Source organism: Chryseobacterium flavum, assembly GCF_003385595.1.
Classification (GTDB): domain Bacteria; phylum Bacteroidota; class Bacteroidia; order Flavobacteriales; family Weeksellaceae; genus Chryseobacterium; species Chryseobacterium flavum.
Genome location: NZ_QNUE01000014.1, coordinates 53,045 through 67,323 on the forward strand (window position 1 = coordinate 53,045; position 14,279 = coordinate 67,323).

Annotated in this window: 14 protein-coding genes; 1 reads left to right on the plus strand and 13 read right to left on the minus strand. The window is 37.5% G+C overall.

Annotated elements, in window-relative coordinates; translation table 11 throughout:
• Positions 1–16 precede the first annotated feature (16 nt).
• The 13 genes from DRF59_RS16000 to DRF59_RS16065 all read right to left on the minus strand — a co-directional run bounded on the left by DRF59_RS16000 (position 17) and on the right by DRF59_RS16065 (position 11,184).
• The gene (locus DRF59_RS16000) at positions 17–610 is read right to left on the minus strand and encodes an acyltransferase (protein WP_115962423.1); all 594 of its coding nucleotides are present in this window, start codon (positions 608–610) and stop codon (positions 17–19) included.
• Positions 611–712: 102 nt separating this feature from the next.
• Positions 713–1,918 carry a 3-oxoadipyl-CoA thiolase gene (gene pcaF / locus DRF59_RS16005; protein WP_115962426.1) on the minus strand — a complete coding sequence of 402 codons (1,206 nt, stop codon included), beginning with the start codon at positions 1,916–1,918 and terminating at the stop codon, positions 713–715.
• 91 nt (positions 1,919–2,009) lie between these two features.
• A complete protein-coding gene (locus DRF59_RS16010; RefSeq protein ID WP_115962429.1) occupies positions 2,010–2,423 on the minus strand; it encodes a PaaI family thioesterase in 414 nt (137 codons plus the stop codon).
• Positions 2,424–2,432: 9 nt separating this feature from the next.
• Entirely contained in the window at positions 2,433–2,741 is a 309-nt protein-coding gene (locus tag DRF59_RS16015) for a hypothetical protein (protein ID WP_115962432.1), read from the minus strand.
• An 84-nt stretch (positions 2,742–2,825) separates the two neighbouring features.
• Positions 2,826–3,959 carry a 3-hydroxyacyl-CoA dehydrogenase NAD-binding domain-containing protein gene (locus tag DRF59_RS16020; RefSeq protein ID WP_115962435.1) on the minus strand — a complete coding sequence of 378 codons (1,134 nt, stop codon included), beginning with the start codon at positions 3,957–3,959 and terminating at the stop codon, positions 2,826–2,828.
• Positions 3,960–4,065: 106 nt separating this feature from the next.
• Entirely contained in the window at positions 4,066–4,866 is an 801-nt protein-coding gene (locus DRF59_RS16025; protein WP_115962438.1) for an enoyl-CoA hydratase-related protein, read from the minus strand.
• A gap of 114 nt (positions 4,867–4,980) precedes the next feature.
• Positions 4,981–5,445 carry a 1,2-phenylacetyl-CoA epoxidase subunit PaaD gene (gene paaD, locus DRF59_RS16030; RefSeq protein ID WP_115962441.1) on the minus strand — a complete coding sequence of 155 codons (465 nt, stop codon included), beginning with the start codon at positions 5,443–5,445 and terminating at the stop codon, positions 4,981–4,983.
• Between the two features lie 254 nt (positions 5,446–5,699).
• Positions 5,700–6,449: a 1,2-phenylacetyl-CoA epoxidase subunit PaaC gene (gene paaC / locus DRF59_RS16040; protein ID WP_115962447.1), complete on the minus strand. Its 750-nt coding sequence runs from the start codon at positions 6,447–6,449 to the stop codon at positions 5,700–5,702.
• Between the two features lie 70 nt (positions 6,450–6,519).
• On the minus strand, positions 6,520–6,801 hold the full coding sequence (gene paaB, locus DRF59_RS16045) for a 1,2-phenylacetyl-CoA epoxidase subunit PaaB (RefSeq protein WP_002981782.1): 282 nt from the start codon (positions 6,799–6,801) through the stop codon (positions 6,520–6,522).
• A 111-nt stretch (positions 6,802–6,912) separates the two neighbouring features.
• Positions 6,913–7,851 carry a 1,2-phenylacetyl-CoA epoxidase subunit PaaA gene (gene paaA, locus DRF59_RS16050; protein ID WP_115962450.1) on the minus strand — a complete coding sequence of 313 codons (939 nt, stop codon included), beginning with the start codon at positions 7,849–7,851 and terminating at the stop codon, positions 6,913–6,915.
• 84 nt (positions 7,852–7,935) lie between these two features.
• Positions 7,936–9,021 (minus strand): 2Fe-2S iron-sulfur cluster-binding protein, encoded by a 1,086-nt coding sequence (locus DRF59_RS16055; RefSeq protein WP_115962453.1) that lies wholly within the window; start codon positions 9,019–9,021, stop codon positions 7,936–7,938.
• A gap of 130 nt (positions 9,022–9,151) precedes the next feature.
• Positions 9,152–10,468 carry a phenylacetate--CoA ligase family protein gene (locus tag DRF59_RS16060; RefSeq protein ID WP_115962456.1) on the minus strand — a complete coding sequence of 439 codons (1,317 nt, stop codon included), beginning with the start codon at positions 10,466–10,468 and terminating at the stop codon, positions 9,152–9,154.
• Positions 10,469–10,605: 137 nt separating this feature from the next.
• On the minus strand, positions 10,606–11,184 hold the full coding sequence (locus tag DRF59_RS16065; protein ID WP_115962459.1) for a TetR/AcrR family transcriptional regulator: 579 nt from the start codon (positions 11,182–11,184) through the stop codon (positions 10,606–10,608).
• Between the two features lie 380 nt (positions 11,185–11,564).
• Here DRF59_RS16065 and clpB point away from each other — a divergent pair, with 380 nt between their 5' ends.
• Positions 11,565–14,156, plus strand: coding sequence for an ATP-dependent chaperone ClpB (clpB, locus tag DRF59_RS16070; protein WP_115962462.1), 2,592 nt, complete (start codon positions 11,565–11,567; stop codon positions 14,154–14,156).
• The last annotated feature ends 123 nt before the right edge of the window (positions 14,157–14,279 follow it).

Genomic DNA, 14,279 nt, shown 5'->3' on the forward strand with positions numbered 1-14,279 from the left:
TTATTTGTAATGGTCATTATTTTATATCATCCCAGATACTGTAATCCACAATTTTGGTAGGGGTTTGCTCTACATATTCTGTAAATGGCTCACAAGGAAGGATCGCTTTCTTTCCTTCCCTTGCCAGTTCCTGGTACAATTTTGTACCTTCAGTTTTCCAGTGAATCATCTCATCAGAAACTTCACGGATAACTTTTGCAGGACTTCCTACAATAAGCTTTCTTGGCTCACATCTAAAGTTGGCAGGAACAAAGGCCAAAGCTCCTACAATACTTTCATCACCAATATATGCCTTATCCATCACAACGGAATTCATTCCAATCAAACAATTTTTTCCAATGTGACCCGAATGAATAATTGCCCCATGTCCTATATGTGCAGATTCTTCCAATATGGTTTCTATATTCGGAAAAACATGAAGAGTACAATTTTCCTGTACATTGGCTCCGTCTTTAATGATAATTTTTCCCCAGTCACCACGAATTACCGCATTGGGGCCAATATATACTTCTTCACCAATTTCTACGTTTCCGATAATGACTGCCTGCGGATGAATGTAAGCAGATGACTTTATAATGGGACGAATCCCGTGGTATGAGTAGATGTTCATAGAATTTTAATTTAATATACCAATGTAACAATATAACAGTCTAGCAATAGATTCAATATTGTTACATTGATAAACTGTTATATTGTTACATTATTTAAAAAGCTATACTTTTTCAATCACCATTGCATATCCTTGTCCGACACCGATACAAAGAGTACACAATGCATATTTTTTATCCTGCTTCTGAAGTTCCATGGCAGCAGAACCTACAATTCTTGCTCCTGAAACTCCAAGAGGATGCCCTATTGCAATTGCTCCGCCATTTGGGTTTATTCTTGCATCGTCATCTTTCAACCCTAAAGTTCTTGTTACTGCTAAAGCCTGAGCAGCAAAAGCTTCATTAAGCTCAATAATATCCATATCGTCCAATGAAAGATTTAATCTTTTCAATAGTTTTTGAGTTGCCTCTACCGGTCCTATTCCCATAATTCTCGGCTCTACCCCTGCTACAGATGATCCTAAAATTTTAGCTTTTGGTTTCAGTCCATATTTTTTCACTGCTTCTTCACTTGCAAGAATCAGAGCTGCCGCACCATCATTCATTCCTGAAGCATTTCCGGCAGTTACTGTTCCTTCTTTTCTGAATGCCGGACGAAGTTTTGCCAGACCTTCCATTGAAGAGGAAGGTTTAATAAATTCATCTTTTTCAAAAATGACAGGATCTCCTTTCCTCTGAGGAATTTCAACTTTTACAATTTCTTCCGCCAGTCTTCCGCTTTCCTGAGCTTTTGTTGCTTTCTGCTGAGACCAAAGCGCAAATTTATCCTGATCCTCTCTGTTGATCTGGTGGATGTCAGCTAAGTTTTCAGCAGTTTCCCCCATTCCGTCAACGCCATACATCTCTTTCATTTTAGGATTAATGAAACGCCACCCGAAAGTAGTATCAAACATCTGACTGTCTCTTCCGAAAGCAGCACTTGGTTTTGACATTACATAAGGAGAACGTGTCATATGCTCTACTCCTCCGGCAATATAAATCTCTCCTTCTCCGGCTGCAATAGAGCGGAATGCATTCGCTACAGCAGACATCCCTGAAGCACATAATCTGTTGACGGTCTCTCCTCCGATTTTATAAGGAAGGCCAGCTAATAAAAGGCCCATTCTTGCAACGTTTCTGTTATCTTCACCCGCCTGGTTGGCACAGCCGAAAATAACATCTTCAATTTCCTCCACAGGAACTTCAGGATTTCTTGCTACTACTTCTTTGATAACAATAGCTGCTAAATCATCAGCTCTTACTTCTGATAATCCTCCCTGTAATTTTGAGATGGGAGTTCTGACATAGTCTATGATGTATACGTTGTTCATAATTTTTTTCTTTAGGCTATAAGCTATATACAGTAGGCTTTACCAGCTTCAAAAAAAGCTTACTGCCTATTGCCTGAAGCTTATAGCGTATTTATAATTCTGTTACTTTTTTCCCGATTTTGTAGACTGTCCCTACAAATTTTGCAATCAGCTCCTTATTTTGGTTGGTAATCTGAATATCATAAACCGCAGTTTTTCTCGTATCATTGACCAAAACACTTTCTGCTCTGAAAACATCACCTTCTTTTCCTGCTTTCGTGAAATTGATAATACAGTTCAATGCTACAGCGGCATCTCCGGTATTGTTGGAAGAAAATGCCAGTGCTGAGTCTGCAAACGCAAAGGTAACACCGCCATGAACTGTTTTAAGGCCGTTCAGCATATCTTTCTTGATTGGCATTTCCAGTAAACAGTAATTTTCTTTTACTTCAATCATCTTGATATTCATCCACTGGGAAAAATAATCCTGATTGAACATATAATCTGCTACTTGTCTTGGATTCATTTCTATTAATTATATGTTTGTTATTTCTTCATACAGCCCATCGGATAATCTGTCATAAACATTCATTGTTTTTCCCAAAATGATCTGTTCATATGAAAGACTTTCTGAATCTGATGAATTTTCAGAGGGATAGGATGCGTTTAAAGCAATTCCATTTTCGTTGGCTAATCTTTTGATCAGCTCTTTATATTTTTCATTAAACTTTCCGAGTAACTCAAGCCTTTCCTGCTCATCAATAGAGGAGGCTTCCTGAATTAAATATTGTTTCTCAATTAAAAGCCTGGTTTCCAGCTCTGCCCTGAATTCATCTATATTCATTTATTTTTAATGTAACAATTTAACAATCTATCAGTTTACCAATCTTTACAAAGTGATTGGTATATTGATACATTGGTACATTCTTTATAATTTACGGAGTAAAGGACTTTGCCTGTATCTTTCTTCCTGATATTCTTCGTAAAGGTTCTGAAGGGTTTCGGAGATTTTTGCATACCCGATTTCTTTCCCCCAGCTTAATAATCCTTTCGGATAGTTGACGCCTTTCTGCATGGCCAACTCAATATCTTCGTCATTGGCTACTCCTAATCTTTTCGCTTCAACAGCCTCATTGATCAACATGGAAATGATTCTTAAAAAGATCTGCTGGTATAAAGCATCGTCTTTCTGAGCAACAGGTTTTTCTGCTCCTTCGCTGTAATCGTAGAAACCTTTTCCTGTCTTTCTGCCGTGAAGTCTGGCTTCAGACATCCTTTGCTGAAGTAATGATGGTTTGTATTTCGGATCGTAGAAATAATCTTTGTAAACGGTAGTTGTTACGGCAAAGTTTACATCAACCCCAATAAGATCCATCAATTCGAAAGGTCCCATTTTGAAGTTTCCTAAAGTTTTCATGGCATCATCTACCTGTTCCGGTGTTGCAATATTTTCTTCAACAATTCTAAGTCCTTCCCCATAATAAGGTCTGGCAATTCTGTTGACGATGAATCCGGGAATATCTTTGGCAATAACAGGAGTCTTCCCCCATTCTTTCATGAGGTTGTAGATTTTTTCTGCTAATGTATTTTCTGTTAATAAAGATGGAATAACTTCCACTAAAGGCATCAACGGAGCCGGATTGAAAAAGTGAATTCCGATGAAACGCTCCGGTTTCTTTAGTTCTGCACCCAGAGAGGTGATAGAGATAGATGAGGTATTGGAACTAAGAATACAGCTTTCTGAAACATAATTTTCAAGCTCTGTAAACACTTTTGTCTTGATCTCTTTGTTTTCGATAATGGCTTCAATAATCAGCTCACAATCTTTGAAATCTTTCAGTTCTGTAGCAATGGAAATGTTGGCTAAAATTTCAGTCATTTTCTCCGCTGAAATTTTTTGTTTATCCACCAGTTTGGTCAATGTTTTTTCCAAACCTACCGTGGCCGTTTCTACTTGTTTTGCGTTGGCGTCATACACCCATACTTTGCATCCGTTCGTTGCGGCTACCTGTGCAATGCCGATTCCCATTGTTCCGGCACCGATAATTCCTACATATTTCATAATGTAACAGTGTATCAATGTAACAATGTAACAATCATTGTCATGCTAATCTTGTCGAAGCATCTCATTGATAAACTGCTACATTGGTACATTGCTATATTAGTTTTTATTTTCCTTTATAATTAGGTTTTCTTTTTTGTAAGAAGGCGTTTACGCCCTCGATGAAGTCTTCTGTTTCTGCAGCTTCCTGCTGAAGATCTCCTTCCAGTTCAAGCTGTTCTTTCAAGGTATTGTTATAAGAACTGGCAAATGCTTTTTTCGTAAGCTTGATGGCTGCTGTCGGCATGTTTGCCATTCTTTCAAGGATTTCCATTGATTTTGGAACAAATTCTTCCTCACTGAAAACTTCCGCTACAAGGCCATAAGCTTTAGATTCTTCTGCAGATAATTTTTTACCTGTAAATGCTAAATAATTGGCTAATTGTCTACCTAAAAGCTTCGGCAGGAAATAAGTCCCTCCTGTATCAGGAATCAAACCGATATTTGAAAATGCCTGAGCAAAATATGCTTTTTCATTTGCTAAAACGAAATCAGAGATCAAAGCCAGCATCGCTCCAGCTCCTACTGCAGGACCGTTTACTAAAGCAATAACCGGTTTTTTGCAGCGGGTAACTTCCATTACCAACGGATTGTAGTAGTCTACCACAATTTTTCTGATGATGTCCTGGTCATGGTGCTCTTTACCTACCGCAAAGGCCTCATCCAGATTCTGACCTGAGCAGAACGCTCTTCCTCTTCCGGAGATTGCAACGCATCTTACTGTTTCATCTTCGCTGCATTCTTTAACAAAATCTCTAAGATCTGCCAAAGCCGGCTTTGTAAGGGCATTCATAGTTTCCGGCTGATTAAGAAATGCTATTTTAAGCTTCCCGTCAAAATGCGATTCAATATCGAGTTGTGTGTACATAGTTTAATTTTTTATGATTTCACTAAATTAGTTATAATGTAACAATCTACAGTGTAACAATACAATAAATGTAATGTAATGCTGAACAAATTGCTGCGCTTATACTTTATTAGTTTAGTGACATTTAAAATAGTCAAAGGGCTCCAGACAGTCTAAGCATTGGTAAGACGCCTTACACAAAGTAGACCCGAACCTGCTTACCTGTTTGGTATGTTCAGAACCGCAACGCGGACATTTTTTCGGTTTCCCGATATGGTGTTCGTCTGCTCCTTTTTCGGGAGGTGTGATTCCGTAAGCACGGAGTTTTTCTCTCGCTTCATCGGTTAACCAATCTGTGGTCCAGATCGGAAACATCTTGGTCACTACTTTGGCATCCCATCCGTTTTCTTTCATCATTTTGATAATATCCTCCTCAATAGTAAACATGGCAGGACAGGCAGAATAAGTTGGTGTAATGATTACTTCACAAGTGTTTTCACCTGTGATCTGCGCATCTCTTACAATTCCTAATTCCACAATATTGATTACCGGAATTTCCGGATCCGGAATTAATTCTAATATCTCTAAAGGATTTCTCAACCTCTTATTATTTTTTTTCTAAACAACATTAAAAGAACAATCACAATAATATCAATGACAATTAATACTTTTCCTCGTTCTATATCCTTACATAAATTTCTTCCCGTTATCTGTGAAACACAATCTCCAAGAATACTGGTTTCGTACTTTAAACTAACCTGTGTATTGATTATTCCAAAGTAAAATATTGGGATTAAAATAATCAATACTATTATCAGTACTTTAAAATATTTCTTTTTCAAAATTGCAACCTCCTACCATGTACACCCCGGATACGCTCTCTGCATATACTGAAGCTCACAAAGGATATATCCGAAATACTCTGTATGATATCCTGTTCTTGATTTTGGCTGCATGAAAGGGTTTTCAGGATATTCTAATCCGAAATCCGCAAAATCTTTTTTTGTAACAGCAAGAAATTCTTCATAAAGGACATCTGCATCCGGAGCAATATTTAAAGCAACCAGATCTTCTTCACCTTCTGTTTTAGCAAAAAGGCCTTTCGTATATTCCCAGATATTCTCAACAGCTTTTACCAAACGGGACTTACTTTCTTCTGTTCCCTGAGCAAAAATTTTCATCCAGGATGCAGCATGAGTATAGTGATATCTTACTTCTTTTAATGATTTTTGAGCAATGGCGGCCAACTCTTCATTAGCAGAATTCGATAATGCTTCATACATCAGTTTCTGATATACTGCAAAAACATAAACTTTCAGAATCGTTTGTGCATAGTCTTCATTGGGAAGTTCTACCCAGTGCGCATTCAGATATTCGTGCTCGTATCTTAAAAACGCAATATCATCTTCACTTTTACCGTTATCAATCACTCTTGAAGCGTACACATAAAAGTTATTCGCCTGTCCCAGTTCATCCAACGCAATATTCGTCAATGCAATATCTTCCTCAAGATAAGGACCTTCTCCACACCATTCAGACAAGCGCTGCCCCATAATGAAACTGTCGTCTGCTAGTTTTAATAAATAATTATATAATGGGTTCATTGTTTTAGCTTTTGGCTTTTTGGCATATAGCTTTTGGCAAATTGCCGGCAGCTAACAGCCAATAGCTGTTTTACATATTTTTTACGTCGTTAGGAATCTCGTAGAAAGTCGGGTGACGGTATAGTTTATCATCAGCCGGATCAAAGAACGCTTCTTTATCTACACCTTCCGAAGTCACAATATATTTGCTAGGAACAACCCAAACAGAAGTCCCCTCTTTTCTTCTTGTATAAACGTCTCTTGCGTTCTGCAAAGCCATTTCTGCTGTTGGTGCCTGTACAATTCCAACGTGTTTGTGAGATAATCCCGGTTTAGTCTGAATAAACACTTCCCACATATCTAAATTTGCCATAGTCAAATTAATTTAACAATGTATCAATGTACCGGTTTAACAATGAGATGCTTTGACAAGCTCAGCATGACAATGATGGTTACATTTCTACATTGGTATACTGTTACATTATTATATTACTTCTTTTTGTTGTTTCTCAGCAAAAGCTGCTGCAGCTTCTTTTACCCACGCATTTTCTCTCTGAGCTCTTCTCTTTGTTTCAATACGTTTTTTGTTGCAGGGTCCGTTTCCTTTTAATATTTCCATGAATTCATCCCAGGGAAGTTCTCCGAAATCATAATGCTGTCTTTCCTCATTCCATTTTAAATCTTCGTCTGGAATAGTTAATCCTAAGAATTCAGCCTGAGGAACGGTAACATCAATAAATCTTTGACGAAGGCTGTCATTACTTTCTCTTTTCACCCTGTAATTCATAGAGATTTTAGAGTTTGGAGAACTGTCATCGTTAGGTCCGAACATCATTAAAGCCGGCCACCAGAAACGGTTTAAGGCTGCCTGAGCCATTTCTTTCTGCTGTTTCGTTCCTCGGCAAAGTGCCATTAAAATCTCATATCCCTGTCTCTGGTGGAAAGATTCTTCTTTACAGATCTTTACCATCGCTCTTGAATAAGGGCCATAAGAGTTCCCCATCAACATTACCTGGTTCATAATGGCAGCTCCGTCTACCAGCCATCCGATTGCTCCGATATCTGCCCAGCTTAGGGTAGGATAATTGAAAATACTTGAGTACTTTGCTTTTCCTTCCAGCATATCTTCATAAGTAGCATCTCTGTCTGCTCTGATGCTTCCATCTCCTAAAGTTTCTGTTGCAGAGTAAAGGTATAAACCATGACCGGCCTCATCCTGAACTTTTGCCAAAAGGGCCATTTTTCTTCTTAACGAAGGAGCTCTGGAAATCCAGTTGGCTTCCGGGAGCATTCCTACGATTTCAGAATGGGCGTGTTGCGAAATCTGACGAACCAATAATTTCCTGTAATCATCAGGCATTACATCTTTGGGTTCCACTTTATTTTCTTCGTGAACGTATTGAACAAATTTTTCTAAGTCCATAATCTTTCAATTTAACAATGTATCAGTCTAGCAATGTACCAATGATTGTTATATTGGTAAATTGTTATATTGTTACATTAATTTTTAAACATCATAATTAAGCATCACCACATTGGTTGTGGGGTGACATTGGCAGGTAAGAACATAGCCTCTGGCTACCTCTTCTTCGGTAAGCGCGTAGTTTTTCTCCATGAAAACCTCTCCTTCCAAAACTTGCGCTTTACACGTACAACACACTCCTCCTTTACATGCAAAAGGCACAGGAAGATTGTCTTTCAATGCTTTATCTAAGATACTCTCTTTTTTGGAATTAAGGTGGAAAGAATATTCATCATCATCAATGATTACCGTTACCATACTTTCAATATTGGCAATTGCCTTGAATTCATCGCTCATTTCCTCTGTATTTTCTTCATCCGGAGCGGTGAAATATTCAAATAATACCTGAATAGCAGGTACTTTTTTATCTTTTTTCAGATAATCTGCAATTCCTTTAATCATTTCTGAAGGTCCACAGATAAAATAAGTAGCTTCTCTTACATCAATATCTGTATACCTTTCAAATAACTGCTCCAGTTTTTCAGCAGAAATTCTTCCTTCGAAAACAGGATCCTCATGCTTTTCACGGCTTACCAGATAAACCACTTTAAGCCTTCCGTTGAATTGCTCTACCAGCTTATCAATTTCAGCTTTTCTTAAAACGTGATTCATACTTCTATTACTGTAGAACAGATAGGCATTACTCTTAGGTTCCTGATAAAGACTTTCTTTAATATTGGACAAAACAGGAGTAATTCCGCTTCCGGCTGCCAGTCCAACATATGTTTTCACATTTGTCGGATGATAAGAAGTGTTAAATCCCCCCATCGGAGGCATTACTTCCAATATTTCATCCATATGAAGATGCTCGTTGAAATATCCTGATACTTTTCCGTTTTCCAATAATTTCACCAATACTTCCAGTGTATTGCTTTTTTCACTCGGAGCATTACAGATAGAGTAAGAACGCCTTTCCTCATTCCCATTGATCATCATTCGGAAATTCAGATATTGTCCCTGCTTGAATCTGAACTTATCTTTCAGCTCTTCAGGAATTTCCACCGCTACATTCACTGCATCGGGTGTGTCTTTCTGAACCTTAACCGTTTTAAGTTTATAAAATGAATTCATTATTTTTTTAAGTATTCTTTTTTCAAATTGAGCTATTTCATGAAACAGCCGATATGTCTATTTTTAGATTCCTTTCTCATACTGTTCATTCAATATTTTTACAGAATCGCTACCGGCTATCCTGCATTCTTTATTTCTTCAGAATCCTGTTAATTTTCCCACCTTCACATTTCGGCAAGCTATCCTGAGCATGAACCTTTACTTTTGTGGTGATTCCTACCCGTTTTTTTATTTCGTTTTCTATGTTTTTTCCGAAGTTCCCGACAAAATTAAAATAATCATCGGTATTGGCTTCTATTTTTTGCGATCTCACCAGATCATCGTCTATTTCAACATCAATATCCAAAGCAATGCACATATGCTCCTTCTCCACAGGTGTCAAATAGTAATTAGGAACAACTCCCTTTACATAGGAGAAGGCATCTTCAATCTGACTTGGATAAACATTTACTCCTCTTACAATCAACATATCGTCTGCCCTGCCAACAATGGGCTTCATTTTCACCATTGTTCTTTTGGCATTTTCATCATAGTAAAGACTTGTAATATCATTTGTCCAGTATCGTAAAAGCGGCATTGCTTTTTTCGTTAAAGTAGTGATCACGAGCACACCTTCTTCTCCGAAAGGAACCGGCTGTTTAGTAACCGGATCTAAAATCTCAGGATAAAAATGATCCTCCCAGATATAAGCTCCGCCTTTCTCTTCGAAATCCTCCATGGAAACACCAGGACCTATAATTTCGCTCAATCCGTAGATATTAGTTGCGTGAACTCCCAATCTTTCTTCTATATGCCCCCTGATGATTTCTGTCCAGGGTTCTGAGCCTAAAACAGCATATTTAAGACTAATTTCATCTGCTGATATTCCTCTCTTTGCAAATTCATCTGCAATCGTTAAAGCGTATGATGGAGAACAGCAGATCACTTCCGGTTTAAAATCTACAATCAGATCCACCTGTCTTGCTGTCATTCCTCCTGAAATAGGCAAAACACTCATCCCAAGCATTTCTGCTCCGTAGTGAAGACCTAATCCTCCTGTGAAAATTCCATATCCGTAGGCATTGTGTAACTGCATTCCTGGTTTGGCCCCTGCAGCTTGTAAAGATCTTGCCACAACCTCACTGAAAAGGTCAACATCTTCTTTTGTATATCCTACTACTGTTGGCTTTCCTGTAGTTCCGCTTGAGCAGTGGATACGCTGAAGCTCACTTTTAGGGACAGTAAACAATCCGAACGGATAATTATCTCTTAAATCCTGCTTGTAAGTAATAGGAAGTTTCGTAATATCTTCAATCGACCTTATATTTTGTGGAGATATTTGCAATTCATCAAATTTCTTTCTATAAAATTCCGACTTCTCTCCCAAATAGCTGATCAGGCTGATCAACCGGTCGGATTGAAGCTGTCTCAACTGATCCAGCTCCAGATATTCAACTGAAAAATCCATAAAACTAACTAACATTTGTTAGGTGTAAATTTAAAAAGATTTCGGAAGCTGGCAAAATTTTTATGACTTTTGTCATATTTTGAATGATTCTAAATAAGAAAGATTTTTTTCTTCGGCAGAAAGGACAAGAGGAATGCTTATTTTTTTTGATTCCCCAGCAAACCAAAAAGAATTTTATCTCTTATTTCATTAGTAATTTCGTCCGTTGAATCACTGTCTCTTTTGAACCAGAAATAAGAATTATTTAAAGTATGGAGGATAAATCTGGTGGTAAATGATGGTGATTTCAGCTCCCAGTTTTCAGCTTTATAGATCTCGGAAATCAGTTCTTCAACCTCTTGCTGATAGTTTTTTCTTAATTCTACAAATTCAGAAAGCCTTTCTTCAAGGTGTTTCCATTCATTGGAATAGATATGGGTAACATCACGGTTTTTAAGAACAACGGAAAGGTGCTTGTCCAGCAGCAAATTCAGTTTTTCCCTTGGGGCTATATCAGTATTTTTTACTTCCTGAAGCTCATCGAAAAACTCCTGGGCAATGCCAAAACAAATCCATTCCAAAATTTCTTCCTTTGAACGGATATGTGCATACAATGATGCTGCTTTGATATTGAGTTTCGTAGCCAGGTCCCTTACCGAGCTTCCCATATATCCTTTTTCTTTGAAAAGCTCTACTGCTACGTCTAGTATTTTTCTTTGTTTTTCTTTTAGTTCCATCTGGTAAAATGCAAAAGTAATTATTCTTAATTAAACTGCTTATTTTTTGACCGTAAAAAGAATAAGTCCCTCACAGCAATGTTCAGTTTCATCACTTACTGCTTTACTGCTTTAAGTGCGTATGACTATTTGTTCATAAATTATAAAGAGATAATTGTGAAATCGGAAATTTTGTCAAGTTAAATTTCCGTTAAAAATGCATAATCCGGAAATTTTGTCTATATTTTTTGTAAATTTAATAATTGAACAGTTTTTGTGATACAGTCATCGACTAAATGATTAAATAATTGATGGACATTAAGAAACTAAGCCTCAAAATTTGGTTTCTTGGTGTTTTTTAAAACTAAAATTTAAACCAATCCAATATAAATATATAGAATATGAACTTAAACCAATATACTGTAAAATCACAGGAAGCTATCCAGGCAGCACAACAAGTTGCAATGGAATTCGGCAACCAAAGTATTGAACCTCAACATCTCCTTGAAGGAATCTTTCAGGTAGATGAAAATATTTCGCCTTTCTTATTGAAAAAGTCTGAAGCAGATGCGGCATTAGTAAGAGAGCGCAACCGTGAAAATTTAGAAAAGCTACCTAAAGTACAGGGAGGAAACATTTATCTTTCACAATCAGCCAACAAAGTATTGCTGGATGCACCCAACATTGCCAAGAAAATGGGTGACGAATATGTAACCATTGAACATTTATGGCTGTCTCTTTTGGAAACCACTTCTGAAGTATCCAAAATGCTGAAAGATATGGGCGTAACCAAAAACCTGCTGGAAGGTGCCATTAAAGAATTAAGAAAAGGAAGCAAAGCAACTTCTGCAAGTTCAGAAGAAACATATCAATCCTTAAATAAATATGCTAAAAATTTCAATGAGTTAGCAGCAGAAGGTAAACTGGATCCTGTAATCGGACGTGATGAAGAAATCAGAAGAGTTTTACAGATCCTTTCCAGAAGAACCAAAAACAACCCAATCCTTATTGGAGAACCAGGTGTAGGTAAAACAGCGATTGCAGAAGGAATTGCCCACAGAATTATCAGCGGTGACGTACCTGAAAACCTTATGGATAAAACATTATATTCATTGGATATGGGAGCTTTGATCGCCGGAGCAAAATATAAAGGTGAATTTGAAGAGCGTTTAAAATCAGTTGTCAATGAGGTGATCAAATCGGATGGCCAGATTATTCTTTTCATCGATGAGATTCACACGTTAGTAGGAGCCGGGGGCGGTGAAGGTGCAATGGATGCAGCCAACATCTTAAAGCCTGCTTTGGCGAGAGGAGAATTAAGAGCAATTGGCGCTACTACCCTCAACGAATATCAAAAATATTTTGAAAAAGACAAAGCCCTGGAAAGACGTTTCCAGAAAGTAATGGTGGAAGAACCGGATACTGAATCTGCCATTTCTATCCTTCGTGGTATTAAAGATAAATATGAGGCTCACCACAAAGTAAGAATTAAAGATGAAGCAATTATTGCTGCTGTGGAAATGTCTCAAAGATATATTTCAGACCGTTTTTTACCGGATAAAGCCATCGATCTTATTGATGAGGCTTCTGCAAAACTGAGAATGGAAATCAATTCCAAACCGGAAGAGCTTGATGTGCTGGACAGAAAATTAATGCAGATGGAAATTGAATTGGCTGCTATTTCAAGAGAAGGTAACCAAACAAAAATTGATCACCTCAAAGAAGACATTGCCAAAATATCCGAACAGAGAAACGAGATCAACGCCAAATGGCTGAAAGAAAAACAGAAAAGTGAAGATCTTACCCAGATCAAAAAAGATATTGAGTCTCTGAAATTAGAAGCAGAAAGGGCTTCCAGAGCGGGAGACTATGCCAAAGTAGCGGAGATCCAATACGGAAAACTTCGTGAAAAAGAAGAAGAGTTCAGCAAAGTTGAACTTGAAATGCAGAATCATCAGAATGAGCTTATCAAAGAAGAGGTTACTGCTGAAAACATCTCTGAAGTTATTGCTAAATGGACAGGTATTCCTGTAACCAAATTATTACAATCTGAAAGAGATAAATTATTAAATCTGGAAACGGAACTGCATCACAGGGTAGTAGGACAGGATGAAGCCATTCAGGCTGTTGCGGATGCCATAAGAAGAAACAGAGCCGGATTAAGCGATGAGAAAAAACCTATCGGATCTTTCTTATTCCTGGGAACAACCGGCGTTGGTAAAACAGAGCTGGCAAAAGCACTTGCGGAATTCTTATTCGATGATGAAAACAATATGACCAGAATTGATATGAGTGAATATCAGGAACGTCACAGTGTTTCCAGACTGGTAGGAGCACCTCCGGGATATGTAGGATATGATGAAGGCGGGCAATTAACTGAAGCAGTAAGGAGAAGACCTTATTCAGTGGTACTTTTAGATGAAATTGAAAAAGCACATCCGGATGTTTTCAACACCCTTTTACAGGTTTTAGATGATGGACGTTTAACAGATAATAAAGGCCGTGTGGTAAATTTCAAAAATTCAATTATCATCATGACCTCAAACCTGGGTTCCCATTTAATTCAGGAAAACTTTGAAAATATTACAGAGGAAAACCAGGATGAAATTGTGGATAAAACCAAAGAAGATGTTTTCGACTTATTAAAACAAACCTTACGTCCGGAATTCCTGAACAGAATTGATGAGATTGTATTGTTCCAACCACTAAGAAAAAAAGAAATCGGAAAAATCGTTCAATATCAGCTGAGAGGATTTAACGATATGTTATCAAAAAGAAACATTATCATGACCTTTACCCAGGATGCTGTTGATTATCTTATGAATAAAGGATATGATCCCGTTTTTGGAGCAAGACCTTTAAAGAGAGTAATACAACAGGAAGTATTAAATAAATTATCCAAAGAAATCCTTGCCGGCAATGTAAACGACGGAGACCGGATCACTTTAGATTATTTTGAGGAGACTGGTCTGGTTTTCAGACCTACTGAATAACAAGTAGTTTTTTTCATATACATTATATTTTTGTAGATAAGTGCTGTAGAAAACCTGCAGCACTTATTTTATGAATACCTCTGAAACAAAAAAAACCGTGTAATAACAACACAAATAAAATCC